The following is a 14,172-nucleotide window of genomic DNA, read 5'->3' on the forward strand; positions in this document are numbered from 1 at the left end:
ATGCCCGCCTGGAGAGACGACCCGGCCGTGATCGGCTGCGAACACCGGCCCGGGACGCGGCAGCGACCCCGGTCCGCGGCGGAGGTGCTCGCCTGGGGCCGCCGCCTGCTCGACCCCGCGCTGCGGCACGTGGTCGAGGCCATGCCGGAGGCGTCGCGCTCCACCGCGGGCTTCCACTTCGGCTGGCGCGACGAGCGCGGCCGCCCGGCCGCCGGGGCGGGCGGCAAGGCGATCCGGCCCGTGCTCACGCTGCTGGCCGCGGAGGCGGCCGGCGGGACGGTCCAGGCCGCCCTGCCGGCCGCCGTGGCGGTCGAGCTCGCGCACAACTTCTCCCTCATGCACGACGACGTGATGGACGGCGACCTCACCCGTCGCCACCGCCCGACCGCCTGGGCCGTGTTCGGCGCCAACGCCGCGATCCTCACCGGGGACGCCCTCCTCGCCGCCGCCTACGAGATCCTCGCCGAGGAGCCCTCGGCGGTGGTCGCGCGCGGCGTCCGAGTCCTCTCCCGGGCGGTCCTCGACCTTGTCGAGGGCCAGCGCGCCGACCTGGCGTTCGAGGAGCGCGCCGACGTCACGCTCGACGAGTGCCTGGCCATGGCCGCGGGCAAGACCGGCGCGCTGCTCGGCGCCTCGTGCGCGCTCGGCGCGGTGTACGGCGGCGGCACCGCCGGGCAGGTCTCCCGGCTGCGCGCCTTCGGCGAGCGCGTCGGGCTCGCCTTCCAGCTCGCCGACGACATGCTCGGCATCTGGGGCGAACCGACGGTCACCGGCAAGCCCGTCCATGCCGACCTGCACCGCCGAAAGAAGTCGCTGCCCCTCGTCGCCGCCCTCACCTCGGGCAGCGCCGCGGGCGACGAGCTCGCCGCGCTCTACCTGCGCGACACTCCGCTCACCGACGACGAGGTGGTGCGCGCCGCCGGTCTCGTCGAGGCGGCGGGCGGACGCGCCTGGGCCGCCGCCCACGCCGAGGAACTGCTCACCGAGGCCCTCGCCGACCTCGACGCCGCCGACCCCGCCCCCTGCGCCGCCGCCGAACCGCGCGCCCTCGCCCACCTCGCCACCACCCGCGACCACTGACCGGCGCCGGGGTCTTTGGGGGAGAGGGTCCGCTTTTGGTCGATCATTTGTTCGAGTAGGGTGTCGAGCCGTGCAGGCTCCCGAACACGTCCCGTTCCTGTGCCCCGCCGGGCACAGGCTCGCTCCGGGGCGGGTCATCGTCGGCTGGTCGCCGTGCGTCTGCCCGCCCTGCGACAGGCGGGGCCGCGGGCTGCGCGGCCACCGCACCTACCTGTGCCTCGACTGCAAGGACGAGCACGTCACGACGAAGTGCTACCTGCCCCACCACGTCCCGTCCGAGGGCGCGGAGTACCGCTGGCCCTGACGTCCGCCCCCCGGGGCGCGGCCCGCCCCTGAGGGACCCGGGTCAGCCCTTGATCTGCGTCCAGGCCTGGGCCCAGCGGGAGTAGTCCACGCACTTGGCGCCGCGGTCGTCGCCGCAGTTCTTCACCGGCGTCTTCCAGAACGCCAGGCGCCTGTAGAACTCCGGGTCGCCGACGTGGTAGGTCGAGCAGAAGCCCTTGGCGGTGTACTTGCAGGCGCCGGGGTTGGCGGGCGCCTCGCCGAACCACTGGGCGACCTCCGCCTGCACCCTCGGCGTCGTGATCCAGTTCATCCACTTGTACATGCACGTCGGATGCTGGGCCTTCGAGGAGATCATCCAGGTGTCGGACCAGCCGGTCGCGCCCTCGCTGGGGATCGTCGTGGCGACCGGCGCCTTGTCCGTCATGGCCAAGTTCGCGGTCACCTGCCACGCCGTCCCGGCGTAGTTGTAACCGCTCTTGAACGACTGGAGCTCGTCCAGGTAGTTCGCCCAGTACTGGTTGACGTTCGGGCGCTGCTGCTTCAGCAGGTCGACCGCCGCGTCGAACTGCTTCTCGTCCAGCTCGTACACGTCGGTGATCTTCAGGTCGGGGCGGTGCGTCTTGAGGTAGAGCGCCGCGTCCGCGATGTAGATGGGGGAGTCGTAGGCGACGACGTGCCCGGCCGCGGGGGACTCCTTGTCCCACACCACGCTCCACGACGTCGGACGTTGCGTGATCTTGTCCGTCCGGTACATCAGCATGTTGGCGCCGTAGCCGTGCGGGATGCCGTACATCTGCCCACGGACGGAGTTGTACGGCTGGTTCTTCAGGTACTTGGCGACGTCCTCCCAGGTCGAGACCAGGCCGGTGTTGACCGGCGCGACCGTCCCGCCGTAGATGAGCCGCAGGCTCGCGTCGCCGGACGCCGACACGCCGTCGTACCGCCCGGTCTTCATGAGCGCGACCATCGAGTCGGAGGTGTCGGCCACCTTGGTGTACACCTTGCAGCCGGTCGCCTTCGTGAACGGCGTGACCCAGTCGACCTTCGGGTCGTTCGTGCCGTTCTCGGCGTACCCCGCCCACGCGACGAGGTCGAGCCGGCCCTCCGGGGTGCCGAGCTCCTGCAGCATCGGGACGTCGGGCGGCGCGGCGGTCCCGCCGGAGTCGTCGCTGCAGGCGCCGGTGAACGCCACCGCGAGCAGCGCCGCCGCGGCGAGCAGGGCCCGGCGGGAACGGGCCGGAGAGCGCACGGTCGTCGTCGCTTCTGGGGTACGAGCCATCACGCTGAGGCATCGTAGGGGTATTTTGGGCCATCTGTCGCCACAAAACGTGATGATCTGGAAACTGTCGACACATGACGCCAGACCGTCCTAGGCTCTCCTGCGTTCGTGTGAGCCGCTCAGCGCGGTCGACGCCCGCCCGACGCCCTGTCCGCCGCCCGTCCGATGACTCCCCGCACCCGCCCGACACCCCCGCCCCCTGATCGCCCCGTCAGCCCGAGTGAAGGTTCAGCCGCAGTGCCAAATCGAGGCCGCACCACGGACTCGTCCGCCGGTCACCGGCGGGCTCCCAAGGCCGCGCGTTTCCGGTCCATCCGCTTCAAGGTCGTCCTGATGGTCACCGTGTCGGTGGTCGCCCTCGGCGTGCTGTGGGCGTTCGCCGCGAGCATCGCGCTCGGCGAGGGGCTCAACCTCCGCCACGTCAAGACCGTCCAGGACCACTACGGCTACCCGTCGGGCGCGCTCGGCAGCGCCCTGCAGGCCGAGCGGCGGCTGTCGATGGTCTACCTCGGCGGGCGCGCGGAGGGCGACCGGGCCGCCATGGAGTCCGGCCGCCTGGTCACCGACCGGCAGGCCGACCTGTTCCGCAGGCTGGCCGAGGCCGAGTCCGTCCAGGGCGCCGCCCCGAAGGACGCCCGGCGCATCGCCGGCAAGATCCTCACCGAGCTGGACGGCCTGGACGACCGGCGCCGCGCCATCGACGCCGGCCGCCTGGACCGGGCGCGCGCGTTCGCCGACTACACGGCCCTGCTCGGCGACGTCGGCGCGCTCCAGGGCTCGCTCGCCACGCTGGACAACTCCGAGGTCGCCAAGGACGCCCGCAACGAGGCGTCGCTGACCCGGGCCCGCGAGGTCCTCGCGCAGGAGGACGCGCTGCTGGCGGGCGCGCTCGCCGCCGGCCGGATCACCCCCGACGAGCACGCCCAGTACGTCAAGCTCGTCGGCACGCAGCGCACCCTCTACACCTACACGTCGGCCGAGCTGCGCTCCCCCGACCAGTCCTACTACCAGCGCATCGTCGGGATGCCCGAGTACGGCCGGCTCCGCACCCTGGAGGACCGCTTCGTCGCCTCGCCCCGGCTGGTCAACGCCACCGGCACCGCGGGCGCGCTGTGGAAGACCACCGCGGACTCCAACCTCACCCGGCTGCGCGGCCTCGAGCTGGCGGTGTCGGCGGGCGCCGAGAAGCGCGCCCAGCCGATCTCCGAGGGCATCATCACCCGCGTCGTCCTCGCGGGTGCGCTCGGGCTGGTCGCGGTCGTCGCCACCCTCGTCCTCGCGATCTGGGTCGCCCGGTCGGTCATCCGCGAGCTGGCCCGGCTGCGCCGGGAGGCGATCGACCTGGCCGACGTCCGGCTGCCCGGCGTGATCCGGCGGCTGCGCCGCGGCGACGAGGTCGACGTGGCCTCCGAGGCGCCGCCGCTGGCGTTCGGCACCCGCGAGATCGACCAGGTGGGCGAGGCGTTCAACGCCGCCCGCCGCACCGCGATCCAGAGCGCGGTCGAGGAGGCGGCGCTCCGCCGCAACGTCAGCGACGTGTTCGTCAACCTCGCCCGCCGCAGCCAGACGCTGCTGCACCGCCAGCTCAAACTGCTGGACTCGATGGAGCGGCGCATCGAGACCCCCGACGACCTCGAGGACCTGTTCCGGGTCGACCACCTCGCCACCCGCATGCGGCGGCACGCCGAGGGCCTGATCATCCTGTCCGGGCAGGCGCCCGGCCGCGGCTGGCGCAGCCCCGTCGCGATCGTGGACGTCGCCCGCGCCGCCGCCTCCGAGGTCGAGGACTACACCCGGGTCAACGTCGCCCCGATGACCCGTGCTGCCATCGTCGGCCCCGCCGTCGCGGACGTCATCCACCTGCTCGCCGAGCTGATCGAGAACGCCGCGACGTTCTCGCCGCCGCACACCACCGTCCAGGTGCAGGGGCAGGCCGTCTCGCACGGCTTCACGCTGGAGGTCGAGGACCGCGGCCTCAGCATGGACGAGCCCAGCCTCGCCGCCGCCAACGAGCGGCTCGCCACCGCCGCCGAGTTCGACCTGTCCGACAGCGCGCAGCTCGGCCTGTTCGTCGTCGGCCGGCTGGCCCGCCGGCACGGCATCAAGGTCACGCTGCGGACGTCCCCCTACGGCGGCATGACCGCGATCGTGCTGCTGCCCGAGGAGCTCGTCGTCCCCGACGAGGGCGACACGGCGAGCGGCGCGCCCGCCCTCACCACCCGCCGCGCCGAGGACGCGCTCGTCCCCGTCGGGACGGTCGTGGGCGGCACGGGCGGCCGCGGCGGCCCGCAGCCCGCGCTGGACCACGGCCACGGCGAGGGCGGCTCCGTGCTGCACCTGCCGGCCGGACGGCACGCGGCGCAGGCCCCGCCGCCCCCGCCGCAGGAGCCGCTCGCCCAGCCGGCCCGCCCGTTCATCCCGCCGGCCGCCTCCGAGCCCCCGCCCTCGCCGCACTCCCCGATGCCGTCCGCGGTGCCGTCCCCGAGGCAGTCACCGGCGCAGTCACCGGCGCAGTCGCCCGTGCAGGCGTCGATGCGGTCCTCGACGCCGCCCGAGGAACCGGACGCGCTGACCGGGCCCCTCCCGGTGTTCGAGGAGCCGATGCAGGGCCCGGCGCCGACGCCCCGGCCGGCCCCGTCGCCGTGGGGCGACCCGCCGCCCGAGGCCGCGCCGGCGCCCCCGCCGCCGCCGAGCGTGCCGCGCTCGCCCCGCGAGGTGCGGCGCCGCCCGCCGGGCGCGTCGTCCGGCGGCGACAAGCCGTCGCTGCCGAAGCGGGTCCGGCAGGAGAACATGGCCTCCCAGCTGCGCGAGGAGCGCTCCGCGCCCCCAGGCCCGGCGCCCGCCGCGCGCGCCGACCGGACGCCCGAGCAACTGCGGTCGATGATGTCGTCCATCCAGCAGGGCACCCGGCGCGGCCGCGCCGAGTCCTTCGACACCGAGGAATCGTGACGGACCATGACCGGTCCTGGCAGCGAATGGCTCGATGACGAGGCCGGCCCGATCGTGCGGTCGTACGCGCTCACGCGCGGCCGGGCCAGGCCCGCGACCGGTGAGGCCTTCGACATGATCACGATAGTCTCGACCGCGGCGCGGCCCCGGTCGGGATCGCCCGGCATCGGACCCGAGCACCTGGACATCCTGGAGATGTGCCTGCAACCTCAGCCGGTGGCGGAGATCGCGGCGCGGATGCGGCTGCCGCTGGTCGTCGTCCGGGTGCTGCTCGGCGACCTGCTCCACCACCGGCTCATCACCGCCACCCGTCCCCAACAGGAGAGCTCGCTCTCCAAGGAACGTCTGCTGAGGGAAGTGCTCCATGGTCTCCAAGCCCTCTGAGAACGCCGGCGCGTCCGCCGGGGGGAGCGCGGGACCGTCCCCCCACGAAGGGCCCGCACCGGCGACCCCGGTCGCGGTGAAGATCCTCGTCGCCGGGGGCTTCGGCGTCGGCAAGACCACGCTCGTCGGCTCGGTCAGCGAGATCCGCCCGCTGCAGACCGAGGAGCTGCTCACCGACCGCGGCGTCGGCGTCGACGACACCGAGGGCGTCGAGCAGAAGACGACCACCACGGTCGCGATGGACTTCGGCCGCATCACGATCCGCGACGGCCTCGTGCTGTACCTGTTCGGCACGCCCGGGCAGGACCGGTTCTGGTTCATGTGGGACGAGCTGTCGTTCGGGGCGCTCGGCGCCGTCGTGCTCGCCGACACCCGCCGCCTCGCGGACTGCTTCCCCGCCGTCGACTACTTCGAGAACCGGGGCCTGCCGTTCGTCGTCGCGGTGAACCGCTTCGACGACGGCTACGACTACACGCCCGCGGAGATCCGGGAGGCGCTCGACCTCGGCGACGGGACCCCCGTCGTGCTGTGCGACGTCCGGGAGCGCACGTCCGGCAAGGAGGTGCTGACGACGCTGGTCAGGTACCTGCTGTCGGTGCACGAGGAGGAGACCCGGGCGAACGTCCCCGCGCTGTAGGCTGCCGGTCGAGATGAACCGGACAAAGGCACGGCTCTCGGACGGCCGCGAGATCGTCTACTACGACGAGGCCCCCGGCCGCGTCCCCGCCGCCGACCAGCGCGGCCTCGCGCCCGTCGAGCCGGTGTGCGAGACCCGCCGCGACCCGCTGACCGGCGACCGCGTCACCATCACCGCGCACCGCAACACGCGGACGTTCCTGCCGCCCGCCGACCAGTGCCCGCTGTGCCCCGGCGGCCCGGCCTCGGAGATCCCGGACCCGTCCTACGACGTCGCCGTGTTCGAGAACCGCTTCCCGTCCTTCGACGTCCGCACCCCGCCGGTGCCGCCCTCGATCGACGGCGTGGAACGGGCCCGCGGCGCCGGGCGCTGCGAGGTCGTGTGCTTCACCGACGACCACTCCGCCTCGATGGCGCTGCTGCCCCTCTCCCGCGTCCGGACGGTCATCGACGCCTGGGCCGACCGCACCGCCGAGCTGTCGGCGATCCCCGGCGTCGCGCAGGTCTACGTCTTCGAGAACCGCGGCGTCGAGATCGGCGTGACCCTGCACCACCCGCACGGCCAGATCTACGCCTACCCCTTCACCACCCCCCGCACCGAGCGGATGCTGGCGTCCGCCGCCGCGAACCCGGACCTGTTCGCCGGCGTCCTGAAGGCCGAGCGCGCGGGCGGCCGCACCGTGCTGGCCGGCGAGCACTGGACGGCCTACGTCCCCGCCGCCGCCCGCTGGCCCGTCGAGGTGCACCTGACACCGCACCGCCACGTTCCCGACCTCGCCGCCCTCGACCCGGGGGAGCGCGACGAGCTGGCCGTCCTCTACCGCGACCTCCTGCGCCGCTGCGACGCCCTCTACGGCGCCCCGCTCCCGTACGTCGCGGGCTGGCACCAGGCGCCGGTCGGCGAGGGCCGCGACCTGCTCCGCCTGCACCTGGAGCTGTTCTCGATCCGCCGCGCCCCCGACAAGATCAAGTATCTGGCGGGCTCGGAGTCGGGCATGGCCGCCTGGATCAACGACGTCCCCCCGGAGGACATCGCCGCGCGGCTGCGCGCGGCCGGCGGATGACAGGAGCCGAGAGCCGGCGGTGACCGGTGGTTGACAAGAGCCTGACCCGACCGATTTCACGACTGTCCGGAACGATCTGCGCCGCGTGGCCTACGCTCCCACGCATGCCGGAAAGCGTGCTGGCGGGCCCGTTGGCGCGAGGGTCCTTCGACGGCGTCGCCGCCACCGCGGAGCGCCCGCCGCTGGCCTTCACCTCCCGCGTCGGACAGGGCGTGAACACCGGCCAGGCGTGGGACCTGGCGGCCGGGGCGGCGCTCGGCCCGCCGATCCCCGACTTCCCCGCCGACCGGGCCGACTGGGCGTTCGGCCTCCCCGCCGGGTCGCCCACCGTCGCCTGGACGCACCGCGACCGCCTCCACGTCCACGACCTCCGCACCGGCCGCGAGCTCACCCTGGACGCCCACCCCGACCTGCTCGGCCTCACCGTCCACGACGGCCACGCCGCCGCCGTCGCGGTCTTCGGCCCGGCCAGCGACGCCGAGGTCGTCGTCTGGGACGTCCTCACCGGCGACCGCCTCGCCGACTTCCACCTCTGGCTCGGCCACGGCAGCGCCATCGACCACCGGATCCTCCACTCGACCCCCTCGACGGGCCCTCTCGTCGGGCTGGCCGGGGAGTCGGCGGTCACGTTCCTCGACCTGGAGCGCGCCGAGGAGATCGGCACCGCGCCCACCCCCTCCGCGGCGCTCGTCCCGTCCCCGGACGGCCTGGTCCTCCTCTGCCCGACCCCCGAGGACCTCGGCGTGCACGGCCTGGACGGCACCCGCCTCGCGACCCTCTCCACGCCCGCCCCCTGCGACCAGGCGACCGGAGCCCTGGTCGACGGTCACCTGCTGGTGGCCGCCGCCCTCCAGGACGCCCCGGACACCGTCTTCGCCTGGAACGCGGCCGGCGCGGCGCCGTCCCACCGCATCAAGCTCCCAGCCCCCGCCAACGCTTTGGCCCTCTCCCCGGACGGCACCCTCCTCGCCGCCACCGACACCGCCCTGCACACCGCCCGCCTACGAACGTGAAACCCCCTGGACACGCGAGCAGGGCCGGGTCGCGACCCGGCTCCGCGGCAAGTGAGGCGAGCCCGCCGGCGCCCGTCGGGCGCCGGCGGGCCGGGGATCACTTCTTGGCGAACCTGTACTGGATCGCCGCCTCCTTCGGGGTGAGGGGGCGGTCGAGGAACATCAGGCCGTCCATGCGGCAGTTGCAGGGGTTCTTCTCCGCGGTGTTCTGCGGGAAGCTGCCGCCGATCTTGATGCCGCGGGGGTCCGTGGCGGACGTGACGTCGGGTTCGGGGGCGCCTTCGAGGTCCCAGGGGTCACCGGCCGTGGTGTAGAAGCCGTCCAGCGGCCGGCCGTCCTTGTAGAGCGCCATCTCGCCGGTGTCGTAGTCGAACGTCGCGGCGAGGTGCACCCAGGTGTTCTGGGGGAGGATGCTGCGCCAGTCCTCGCTCGCCGCGAACGTCTGCGACTTCGAGCCGTCCACGCGACGCCCCAGCGCGACGACGTGCAGGGTGCCGGAGACCTCGATGATCTCCAGCAGCGCGCGCACGGCGTGGCCGTCGGAGTCGCCGGTCAGAAGGCCGGACAGGCCGACCGCGTTGTAGACGTCGCCCGGGTTGGACGTCTCGGTGTTGGGGCTCGGGTTCGTGCCGGTCATCTTGAACCAGCCCGCGAGGGTCGCGCCCTTGGCGGCGTTGAACGCGCGCAGGGACGGGACGCCGGTCGCCGAGTAGACACCGGCCTTCCAGTCGTCGTTGCCCTTCGCGGACGGGTTCACCTGGCCGAGCTGGATGGCGTGCCGCCGCGCGCCGTCGCGGACGCGCATGGCCGCGCCGCCGTTGATGAGGTTGATCGTGGTGCCGGACCGTCCGCTGTCCGCCTCGCGGGACGGGTCGCCCGGGACCGGGTGCTCGAAGTCGTAGTAGGAGACGAGGTTCTTCCTCAGGGGAGGGAAGACGCCGCCGGTCGAGGCGCCGGCCGGAGTCGCGGCGACGCAGAGCGAGGCGCCCAGCAGCGCGGTGGTGAGTGCGGCGGTGCCGCGGCGAATCATCATGTCGAGCTCCTTGGAGTCCTCCGGGCGGGCGCCACGAGCCGGCGCCCGCCCGGAGGAGGCCGTTACTTCGTTGTAGTTCGCCTTGCTTCTACTTCGCCGGGGTCCCGCGGACCGTCAGGTCGCGGAGCCGGCCGATGTTGTCGAACGAGCCGAAGCCCACCCGGCCGGAGCCGAGGGTCCTGTCGACGGCCGTGAAGACCGGCTTGGACGACCCGTCCACGTAGACGGCGACCTCACCGGTGTCCGCCTGGCGGTCCACCCGGACCTTGTGCCACGCCTCGTCGGTGATGGCCGGCGGGGCGCCGTGCGACCGGTTGGCGTTCCACTGCTGGTCGATCCGCAGCCGGTCGGCGCCGTTCACCAGGAAGATCCCGTTGTGGGGGTAGATGGTGTTGTCGCTGGACAGGTGCGCGTAGTAGAAGTGCGTGTCGTCCCGGTAGCCGAAGATGACGATCACGTCCCGGTTGCTGATCGACACCGGCGTGTCGAGCCGCACCTTCGCCTCGATCCGCGCCGAGGCGAGCACCGGCCCCTTGTTCAGCACCGCGTACTCGAACGGGCGGCGCGGTCCGGGGCGCTCCTGGCCCTCCTCGGCGAGGACGACCTGGTCACCGGGGAACTCCCACTTGGACGGCGTGACGGGCGCCCAGTTCTTGGCGGCCATCGCGTGCTTGACCTGGACCGGGCCGGTCGCGCCGGACGCGACCCTCTTCGTCCCGACGACCTTCCAGATCTTGCCGTTGGCCTTGGCGAGGAGGTAGGGCTCGCCCTTGCCGTCCGACCCGTACCGCAGGTCGACGCGCTGGTCGCCGGCCAGCTCCCGCATCGTGACGGGCTTGCCGGAGGTGTCGTAGGCCGCCATCTCGTAGATCTGCGCCCGGTTCCTGCCCGTCGCGTCGTGCTTCATCTCCGACTCTTCGGTGTACATGAGCCGGCCGTCCACGATGTCGGTGAACAGGTACTTGCCGCGCAGCGCGGGCAGCTTCGCGCCCCGGTAGACGTAGCCGCCGGAGATGGCGTGGCCGACGTCGCTGCTGCAGTTCCAGTCGGCGGGCGGGTCGTGGTCGTAGGCCGCGAGCGGGTACTCGTAGTCGTACTTGTCGTCGTCGGCGGGCAGCGGGTACAGGTGGCAGCGGTCGTCCTTGCGGAACGTGAACGCGCCCTCGCGCTCGCTCCACCCGATGTTCGCGCCGGGGTAGAGCTCGTGGATCGACTCGATCTCGTGCTCGCCGATGTGCGCGAGGAACATCCGGTGCGTGCCGCCGGTGTCCCAGCTGAAGCGGTGCGGGTCGCGCATGCCGTAGGCGTAGATCTCGCCGACCTTGCCGGGCTGCCCGGCGTACGGGTTGTCGGCCGGGATGCCGTACTTGCCGTTCGCGCTGTTGTTCCCCGCCGGGTCGATCCGCAGGACCTTGCCCTGCGGGACGCCGAGGTTCTGCGGGTCGCCGCCGTTGTCGCCGACGTTGCCGTTGCCGCCGTCGCCGACCGACAGGTAGAGCTTGCCGTAGTCGGCGTCGCCCGGACGGGCGTTCGGGTTGAAGTCGATCTGCTGGAGGTTGTGGATGCGCCCGGCGAACCCGATGCGCAGCAGTTCGCGGCGCGTCCCCGAGAACGTGTCCGCCTTCGGGTCCGTCGCCGTCCACTCGTCGATGACGCCGTGGAAGGCGGTCTTCGGCTGCGGGGTGAGGTCGGGCGTCTTGGTCTTCAGCGCCTCGCCCGCCTCGACGTGCGCGGTGTAGAACTTCCCGTTCCTGCGGAAGTCGGGGTGGAACGCGACGAACCCGAAGCCCTGCCCGAGCCCGGCCTGGGAGAAGAAGTCCGGCGCGAACGTGGCGGCGACGTCCAGGTAGACGTGCGGGGTGCGGGTCTTCTTGTCGAGCAGGTACAGGTTGCCGTTCAGGTCGGGCACGTACAGGCGGCCCGAGTGGTCGGGGACCTCGCCCACGTAGTTGATGCGGTTCCACCGCAGCAGCCGCGGGTCGGTGGGGGTGCCCGTCGGCGTCGACTTCGGCAGTTGCGCGACCTCCTGGAGGACGAGGCCGAGGCCGGACGGGGCGGGGTCTTCGGGGATCGGGTCGAGGATCGGCGCGTCGTCGCGCGCCTGCGCCGCCGGCGGGACGGCGAGCAGCGGCAGCAGCAGCGCCGCGATCGCGAGGAGACACCAGCTGAGCTTTCTTCTCATTCCGGCCGTCCTAGGGTGGGGATCGGGGGCAGGAAAGCGCTTTCTGGAAGCGCTTTCCAGAACGTACGACCGGTCTCGCCCGCACGTCAAGGACGAATTTCGGGCCCGGATGCGGACAACGCGTCCCGCCGCGTCCTCCGGAACCACGCGTGCAGCAGCGTCGCGGCCGCGGATACGGCGAGACCGAGCGGGGCGGCCGCCGCATGGCCCGCCAGGGTCAGCGCCACGGCCACAACGGCCCCGGGCGCCCAGATCCACGTCGCCACGGGACGTCCCGCGCGCCCGCGCCGCCTCCGCGCGAACTCCGCCGCCATCGGCGGGACCAGCGCCGGCAGCGCCGCCGCCAGGACCGTCAGCCATTCGAGCAGCATCCGGTCGACCCGCAGCGCCGCGAGCACCGCCCCGGGGACGGCGATCGCCAGCACGGACACGACCCGCCACCCGTCCACCCGTGACCGGAACCGGCCGGAAGCCCGGCCGACGCCAGAGCCCCGCCCGAAGCCGGAGCGTCGTCCTGAGCCGGTGCCCGCCGGGGGCTGGTCGGGTGGGCGGGGAAGGAAGCGGGCGGTGGCGAGGGCGCCGGAGTGGACGGCGGCGAGGGTCGGGGCGATGACCGACGCCGCGACGAACAGGTTCGCGGCCGGCAGCCCGTCCGGGCCGGCAAGGACGGCGACCACGTCGGTGGACCCGCTGGCCGCCGCGACACCGGCGCCGACGACGGAGGCCGCGAGCGCGGGGACGACGAGGAGCGCGACGCAGGCCGCGAGGTCGCGGCGGCCGCGCAGGCCCACGGTGAAGTCGGGGGCCCGCACGGCGAACACCGACACGTATCCGATGTATCCGGCGAGGTCGGCGGCCAGGACGCCGGGCGGGCCGTCCCGGGCGAGCGACACCGGCGGCGTGGACGGCGCGAGCTTCACCGCCACGATGCCGATCAGCGCGATCGCGGTCAGGGTGGTGACGACCGCGACCGCGTTCCACCGCCCGCTCCCGGTGACCAGCACCGCGACCGTGAGGACGGTCAGCGCGGCGACGCCCACCGTGCCCGGGACGCCGCCGAACGTCGCGGCGGCCGTCCCGCCGAGGCCGACGTTGAAGCCGAACCAGCCGACCATCGAGATCGCGAGCAGCACGGTGAAGGCGCGCTCGGCGACCGGAGGCAGGTAGCGGGGAGCGAGGACGGCCATGCCGGCGTTCTCACCGGCCGGCTCCCGCAGGCCGAGCCGCCCCTGCGCGGCGAGCAGCGCCGCCATGAGGGCGCCGCCCGCCACCAGGACCAGGACCGGCAGCGCGCCGCCGTGCCGTGCGCCGACCTGAGCCCCGAGGACGAGCGTGCCCGGCGCCGTCCCGATGCCGAGCCACGCCCCGGACGCCGCCCGCCACGTCCGGCCGCCGCCGGATCCGGATGTGCGCGGACGGGCCGGAGCGGACGTCACGCGCGGCGTTCCTCGACTACGCGCTCATCGAGGACGTGCTCCCGGAAGCGGGCCATCGTGAGGGCGAGGGCCTCGGGGCCCGGCATCGCCCACAGCGCGTCGTTGAAGATCTCCACCTCGATCGGGCCGGTGTAGCCGGTGGCGTCCACCGCCTCGCGGAACCGGCGCAGCTCGATGATTCCGTCGCCGATCATACCCCGCCCGGTCAGGGCGCCCTCGGGCAGCGGCGTGACCCAGTCGGCGACCTGGAACAGCGAGATCCGGCCCTCGGCGCCCGCGCGGGCGATGCCGTCCCACGCGGCCGGGTCCCACCACAGGTGGTAGGTGTCGACCATGACGCCCACCTGGGCGGACGGGAAGGGCGCCGCCAGGTCGAGCGCCTGGCCGAGGGTCGAGACGACGCACCGGTCCGAGCAGAACATCGGGTGCAGCGGCTCGATCGCGAGCTGGACGCCGTGCTCGCCCGCGTACGGCGCGAGCTCGGCCAGGACGTCGGCGACGCGCGAGCGGGCGCCGTCCAGATCGCGGGAGCCCTCCGGCAGGCCGCCGCTGACCAGGCACAGGGCGGGCGCGCCCAGCTCGGCGGCCTCCTCGACGGCGCGGCGGTTGTTCTCCAGCGCGTCCGGCTCCTGGAAGAACCCGCCCCGGCACAGGGACGTGACCGCCAGCCCGTGGTCGCGCATGAGCTTGCCCGTGCGGGCAGGACCGTACTCGGCGACCGGCTCCCGCCACAGCCCGACGCCCGTCACCCCGGCGGCCGCGCAGCCGGCGGCGAGCTCCGGCAGGGCCCAGTACCGGGTCGTCCACTGGTTGAGGCTGAATCGCGTCACG

At 73.6% G+C, this 14,172-nt stretch carries 12 protein-coding genes; 7 read left to right on the forward strand and 5 right to left on the reverse strand.

Going from position 1 to position 14,172, the window contains the following annotated elements; genetic code table 11:
- Both FKD65_RS32550 and FKD65_RS32555 read left to right on the forward strand, forming a co-directional pair.
- Window positions 1-1,080, forward strand: a complete 1,080-nt coding sequence (locus tag FKD65_RS32550) for a family 2 encapsulin nanocompartment cargo protein polyprenyl transferase (RefSeq protein ID WP_141582043.1) — start codon at window positions 1-3, stop codon at window positions 1,078-1,080.
- Between the two features lie 70 nt (window positions 1,081-1,150).
- A complete protein-coding gene (locus FKD65_RS32555; protein ID WP_141582045.1) occupies window positions 1,151-1,384 on the forward strand; it encodes a hypothetical protein in 234 nt (77 codons plus the stop codon).
- A 42-nt stretch (window positions 1,385-1,426) separates the two neighbouring features.
- On the opposite strand, the gene FKD65_RS32560 is transcribed toward FKD65_RS32555, so the two are convergent.
- Window positions 1,427-2,644, reverse strand: a complete 1,218-nt coding sequence (locus FKD65_RS32560; protein ID WP_141582047.1) for an ABC transporter substrate-binding protein — start codon at window positions 2,642-2,644, stop codon at window positions 1,427-1,429.
- Window positions 2,645-2,977: 333 nt separating this feature from the next.
- Here FKD65_RS32560 and FKD65_RS32565 point away from each other — a divergent pair, with 333 nt between their 5' ends.
- The 5 genes from FKD65_RS32565 to FKD65_RS32585 all read left to right on the forward strand — a co-directional run bounded on the left by FKD65_RS32565 (window position 2,978) and on the right by FKD65_RS32585 (window position 8,690).
- A complete protein-coding gene (locus tag FKD65_RS32565; RefSeq protein WP_168221261.1) occupies window positions 2,978-5,593 on the forward strand; it encodes a nitrate- and nitrite sensing domain-containing protein in 2,616 nt (871 codons plus the stop codon).
- A gap of 6 nt (window positions 5,594-5,599) precedes the next feature.
- Window positions 5,600-5,977: a DUF742 domain-containing protein gene (locus tag FKD65_RS32570; protein ID WP_141582051.1), complete on the forward strand. Its 378-nt coding sequence runs from the start codon at window positions 5,600-5,602 to the stop codon at window positions 5,975-5,977.
- Window positions 5,958-6,614 carry an ATP/GTP-binding protein gene (locus FKD65_RS32575; RefSeq protein ID WP_141582053.1) on the forward strand — a complete coding sequence of 219 codons (657 nt, stop codon included), beginning with the start codon at window positions 5,958-5,960 and terminating at the stop codon, window positions 6,612-6,614. Before FKD65_RS32570 ends, FKD65_RS32575 begins: the two co-directional genes overlap by 20 nt.
- Window positions 6,615-6,627: 13 nt before the next feature.
- Window positions 6,628-7,677, forward strand: a complete 1,050-nt coding sequence (gene galT, locus FKD65_RS32580; RefSeq protein WP_141582055.1) for a galactose-1-phosphate uridylyltransferase — start codon at window positions 6,628-6,630, stop codon at window positions 7,675-7,677.
- A gap of 104 nt (window positions 7,678-7,781) precedes the next feature.
- Entirely contained in the window at window positions 7,782-8,690 is a 909-nt protein-coding gene (locus FKD65_RS32585) for a hypothetical protein (RefSeq protein WP_141582057.1), read from the forward strand.
- A 97-nt stretch (window positions 8,691-8,787) separates the two neighbouring features.
- Here FKD65_RS32585 and FKD65_RS32590 read toward each other — a convergent pair whose 3' ends face one another.
- The 4 genes from FKD65_RS32590 to FKD65_RS32605 all read right to left on the reverse strand — a co-directional run bounded on the left by FKD65_RS32590 (window position 8,788) and on the right by FKD65_RS32605 (window position 14,171).
- Window positions 8,788-9,723, reverse strand: a complete 936-nt coding sequence (locus tag FKD65_RS32590; protein ID WP_141582059.1) for a LamG domain-containing protein — start codon at window positions 9,721-9,723, stop codon at window positions 8,788-8,790.
- 88 nt (window positions 9,724-9,811) lie between these two features.
- Window positions 9,812-11,905 (reverse strand): sorbosone dehydrogenase family protein, encoded by a 2,094-nt coding sequence (locus FKD65_RS32595; protein WP_141582061.1) that lies wholly within the window; start codon window positions 11,903-11,905, stop codon window positions 9,812-9,814.
- An 86-nt stretch (window positions 11,906-11,991) separates the two neighbouring features.
- Window positions 11,992-13,341 (reverse strand): hypothetical protein, encoded by a 1,350-nt coding sequence (locus FKD65_RS32600; RefSeq protein ID WP_141582063.1) that lies wholly within the window; start codon window positions 13,339-13,341, stop codon window positions 11,992-11,994.
- Window positions 13,338-14,171: a sugar phosphate isomerase/epimerase gene (locus FKD65_RS32605; protein ID WP_141582065.1), complete on the reverse strand. Its 834-nt coding sequence runs from the start codon at window positions 14,169-14,171 to the stop codon at window positions 13,338-13,340. Before FKD65_RS32605 ends, FKD65_RS32600 begins: the two co-directional genes overlap by 4 nt.
- Window position 14,172: the final 1 nt, after the last annotated feature.

This window comes from Actinomadura sp. WMMA1423, from assembly GCF_006547145.1.
GTDB lineage: Bacteria > Actinomycetota > Actinomycetes > Streptosporangiales > Streptosporangiaceae > Spirillospora.